The organism is Moorena sp. SIO3B2 (genome assembly GCF_010692525.1).
GTDB classification, from domain to species: Bacteria; Cyanobacteriota; Cyanobacteriia; order Cyanobacteriales; family Coleofasciculaceae; genus Moorena; species Moorena producens.
In genome coordinates this window covers 1-3,999 of sequence record NZ_JAAHHE010000486.1, presented here as the reverse complement: position 1 = coordinate 3,999, position 3,999 = coordinate 1, and the positions used below count along the sequence as shown (strand labels likewise).

The 3,999-nt window shown below is 38.2% G+C and carries 4 protein-coding genes; 2 read left to right on the top strand and 2 right to left on the bottom strand.

What is annotated here, in order from left to right:
- Both F6K38_RS36715 and F6K38_RS36710 read left to right on the top strand, forming a co-directional pair.
- Positions 1-194, top strand: a 194-nt coding sequence (locus F6K38_RS36715; RefSeq protein ID WP_287359951.1) for a sulfotransferase, incomplete at its 5' end; no start/stop codon positions are given.
- 580 nt (positions 195-774) lie between these two features.
- The gene (locus tag F6K38_RS36710; protein WP_287359949.1) at positions 775-1,647 is read left to right on the top strand and encodes a hypothetical protein; all 873 of its coding nucleotides are present in this window, start codon (positions 775-777) and stop codon (positions 1,645-1,647) included.
- A gap of 166 nt (positions 1,648-1,813) precedes the next feature.
- Here F6K38_RS36710 and F6K38_RS36705 read toward each other — a convergent pair whose 3' ends face one another.
- Entirely contained in the window at positions 1,814-2,941 is a 1,128-nt protein-coding gene (locus tag F6K38_RS36705) for a pyridoxal phosphate-dependent aminotransferase (RefSeq protein WP_287359947.1), read from the bottom strand.
- 47 nt (positions 2,942-2,988) lie between these two features.
- A complete protein-coding gene (locus F6K38_RS36700; RefSeq protein WP_287359946.1) occupies positions 2,989-3,852 on the bottom strand; it encodes a LynF/TruF/PatF family peptide O-prenyltransferase in 864 nt (287 codons plus the stop codon).
- Between the last annotated feature and the right edge of the window lie 147 nt (positions 3,853-3,999).

Sequence of the window (3,999 nt, the reverse complement as noted above, 5' to 3'; positions counted from 1 at the left end):
ATGTGCAGCACGTACAAAATTACTTTGCCCATAGACCTGAAGATTTACTAATTATGAATATTACTGGTGGGGATGGATGGGAACATTTATGTTCTTTTCTAAAATGTTCTATCCCTGACCAACCATTCCCCCATAAAAATCTAGCCAATCAACCGCAGTTAGATGTGATGAGTCAAAGTAGAAACGCAAATTAATAACAGAGTTTAGGAAATTGTTTGAATTAACATTGCAGCTCATTCAATAATCTATGAAGCAGCTTTTTAAAGGTCGCACTATAGCAATCCTATCTGATTCGTGAAATAAATGGGCTGCTTTAAGGCAGGAGGCAGAAGGCAGAAGGCAGATGAGAAGGGAGTTGGAGCTAGTTTTTAAGAAGTCCAGTGATTTTACAAGCGATGCAGCGCGGTCTTGGGGAGGCAGCGCGGTCTTGGGGGTCCCCCCCATGAGCGACTGCCGTGGTTTCCCCCATGAGCGACTGCATCAAGACAATGATTTAGGATTGCTATAGCTTAATTATTGCTCATCGATTATCCACCATCCACAATGTAGATTTGATTGTGGTTTTGGAAAAAGGTCCCATTGTGGAGACTGGCACTCATGCAGAATTAATCGCTAAAGGGGGAAGATATGCCTAGTTCTATAAAATACAATTCCCTGGAAAGATGCTTGTGAATTAACACTTGTAATTTCCGGAATATAACCCTATAATTTGAATCAACGGAATATCGATTTCACCTATTTTAGGCTGTTGTTTCTCATCAAAAGTTACATCTCATGAAAACCCAACCACCAACTCAAGGCGTAATATATTGTGCTGTTGACTTATGGTCATATGTAGAATCTGCTGTAATCAGTGCTTTTGCTCTTCGTCAGGTATCGCCTAAGCTACCAATCATCATCCTGTCAAATCTAAGAAATACAGAACTTCAAGAGCAATTGTATGAATTTAATATTGTCATCCAACCAATTCTTATCCCTGAAAAAGAGAGGCAGAATAATGTAATGATATCAAGGTGGATCAAAACCCGCTTGAATACGTTCACAGAGTTTGATGAAACTCTATACTTAGATGCTGATATTATACCTGTAAAACCAATTGATGAAATTTGGAGTTTTTTACAATTTGCCAATACTGCTCTGACAATCGATCCATATCCTACAATTTCTCAGTTAATTTCTAAGTTCACCCATGTTTCTCAAGTAGAAAGAACTTATACATCAAAAATTTGTGCTGGTGATTCTGTTCAGTTTAACGGTGGATTAATACTTTGGAGAAATAATTATGATGGCAATACTCTATTTGAAACTTGGCATAAAGAATGGAGCAGATTTAAACAGCAAGATCAATTAGCTTTGAGCCGAGCAATTCAGGAAACTAAAACTAAAATTGCACATATACCATCTGCTTATAATTATCCGATTCCTTTTATTTTAAATATCTTAAATATCAGTCAGATAGAAGAGATAGAGCAGCTCAATAAATTAAAACCAGACCTTCCTCAATTGAGGGATATTCAACTTATTCATTGCTATCAATCAATAACATTATATTCAAATATTTTCAAGGAAGTTGCTATAAGATTAATGCCTGATGCCACTGAAAAAGCCTTAAGATGCTTAAAGTCTATAAGTAAAGTCTATAAGTGAATGTTAGTTGGGGGCATCTCAATTATGCAATTAACCAAAAATTATGGCTAATTGCTAATTGGCTAGCCCCATTTAATCCCCCAGAAAAATCGCCAGTACTTTTAGGCTTGTGGTAGTATTTTTATTGAAAATTAACTAATTACTGGGTTAATTGAAATGGGTTAATCTAAAATAAAATAGAGTTGAGCAGATATTGCGGTCTTACAGGACACAAACGGAAATATTCTGGCGCTCCAAATATACTACCAAGGGCGGCTTTTACATGGCGGCCATTTATAATAATGTGTTTGCTAGGAGCCGCTGTAGCTTCTGAGTCTTGATACTTAGCCCAAACATAAACAGCACCAGAACTTTCAACAGGATACTGATGCTTCAATAGTTGGTCAACTGTAGATTTAATATTTTGTTTCGTCACCCTAACTAAAGCTTGGATATGATTAATTAAACGCTCATCCTCAAGAATTGAAGCTGAAGCGCACTGGGCAAGTGAACTAACGCAAGAAGCATAACTGGCGCGAAAATTTCGTATTTTCTCTATAGTGCTTTCATCAGAAACAAAAAAACCAATTCTCAGACCTCCCAAACCTAACATTTTGGTCATGGAATCAACATGGATCAAGTTTTGGCTTTGAGATGAATTAATTCTCCCTAAAATAGTAGCTGCTGATTCCTTTGTACTAGCAAAAACCCGATATACCTCATCCGATATAACTTTAACCTGATAGTCTTGAGCCCTGTTTACTATTCGATTAAGTTCTATCTGAGATATTTCTGCACCCGTGGGATTGTTAGGAAAATTCACAACTAAAACGGAGGGTTGATAACTTGAAATTTCATTAATAATCACATCGGCGACGTTTTTATCTCTGGGATCGTAGGTGCGAATTACTGCTCCTAATGCTTGCGCCCACATATAATAAGGAGACCAGCCAGGTTTTGGTAAAAGGATTGTATCCTTTGGCTGCAAGCTAATCAAAAAAGCCATCCACAAAGCTTCTTTGGCTCCAGATGTAATCAATATTTGCTCTTCATTAATGCTATTGCCTGCTTTGAAGAGGTAACTGGCGTATGCAGAGCGTAAGCTTTTCATCCCTTGGGAATCAACATAACCTAACGGTGCTTCTTTCATACTAGTTAAAATTAGCTCTTTAATCCAGTTAGGCTGGTCAAGCTGAATCTCCCCAATAGACAAATCTACGAGGTCTGTTCGAGAAATGTCTGTTGCCACAGATGTGGGATAACCCTTGAAATTGGTTTGAAAACTGGTGAGAATGCTATCGATATATTGATTCATAACAAAAGAGCGATCGCTACACGCCTGGGTAATATAAACTCTCGGTACTATGGCATCATGTAATACATATTCAGGTTCTCAATTGACCCAGCGAGTAATTCCCGTTCGCTCAAGGATACATGAATACGTTCCACTTGTTTACCCTGATAATGAGCATGGACTCTACTTGCCATTTCATGCCCTAACTTATTGATAAAGTTATTAGCATCAAGTAAATCCAAATGCAAGGTTTTATCTTGATTACCTTTACTAAAGGCAACTGTCAGTTCATCACAAGCATTTAATAGTTGTAGAGCCTGGGGTGACAAAACTTTCCTCAGCCTCTGTTGCACATCTACCTGCTGCCATTCTTTAGAGTCAATTTCAGGATAAAGTTTGATGGTGCTATGACCATCTAAGAAAAAATCAAAACCGATGAGCAGCTTGTTATTCACAATCAATGTGCGCACATCTTCCCTTTCTCCATGGAGAGATATTGCTGCTTCCAGCTTTTCTGGATAGTCCTCAATAATAAACCAGATTTTTAACCGAGAATTGGCTTTTTCTGGGCGCAAATCGACTCCAGCAGCAATCTTTTTGACTTTGCTCCAATCAAAGCGATCGCTATAAAATTTCTGGAAGAGACTATAATCTAACTGTGCCTTATCCATTGCTTCCACTGCCCGGAAGAACTCCAACACCCCGTTGATTTCCTTAGGAAAATATTGCTGATCTCGAAACCAGAGGTTAAAGCGAGCAGGATAAAGCCGATCTCCGGCAATTTTGCAAGAACACTCAATTGTGTAACCCCCTGCTTTCTCCACCAAATGCTTGAAGAGTTCCAGAGGATAAATATCTGGGATGTTAAACGCTTGTTGGTGGGCTTCAAGATAGCGTATATTCTTCTCCATATCTAACAAATGCTGAGTCATTATTTGTGTTCCCTTTGAGGATTTTTATTTAACAATTCCTGTTGGAGATTATGGTAACCAGAAGGGTTAATCGGTAATAAATATTCGGCAATTAGATTCCAGCCATATCTATGAGGATTAACCCCCAAGTCAGTAATCAGTTGATCG